Origin of the sequence: Enterococcus sp. AZ128, assembly GCF_051714485.1 — a bacterium.
Lineage (GTDB): Bacteria > Bacillota > Bacilli > Lactobacillales > Enterococcaceae > Enterococcus_A.
This window is the reverse complement of the sequence record NZ_JBIORZ010000018.1, coordinates 1-595: the sequence shown is the minus strand read 5'-3', so window position 1 is coordinate 595 and position 595 is coordinate 1. Positions and strand designations below refer to the sequence as shown.

At 32.3% G+C, this 595-nt stretch carries 1 protein-coding gene; it reads right to left on the bottom strand.

The window, feature by feature from the left end:
- Positions 1 to 165: 165 nt before the first annotated feature.
- Positions 166 to 396, bottom strand: a complete 231-nt coding sequence (locus IGI38_RS24885) for a transposase (protein WP_438734628.1) — start codon at positions 394 to 396, stop codon at positions 166 to 168.
- Positions 397 to 595 lie beyond the last annotated feature (199 nt).

Below are 595 nucleotides of genomic sequence, written 5' to 3'. Positions count from 1 at the left end.
TATTTCAAGTTGACAACGAGCCTCTAGCTTTATGGATCCTCAACAAAGACCGACGTATAAACAGTTGTCGTGCCAAATGAGGCTACCATAAAGCTACTCATTATAAACTTGAAATAACGGTATTTTGCTAATTTATCAAAATCTAAAATCACAACTTACACAAAATTATTTACAGACCCCATTTTCCTTTTTTAGTACTTTAATTTCTTTCTCCAGTTCCTGTTGTTTCTGCTCTAAATCAGCTTGTTCATTTGAACGGGTCGCATCATAGGCATCGATCCATGTTTTTATGATTCCTTGACTTAATTTGAATTCTTTCGTCACACTTGCTTTTGTACGGCCTTCTTTAACCACTAAGTTGACACAATGTTGTTTAAATGATTCTTCATATTTCATTTGAATAGCCACCTCAACTAAATTTTAGTAAGTATTCTATTCTTGTGTCAACTTTTCGGATTCTGGCTCAAACCATTGAAGGGTGTGTTGATTAATTCAATTTTATCAAACCTAAGAGTAACCAACTTGATATTCGAATATAATTGTGTTGCTTTAAATTTTTTCTTCTAATTAACTGAGTCTTTCTGTATTTTTTTAA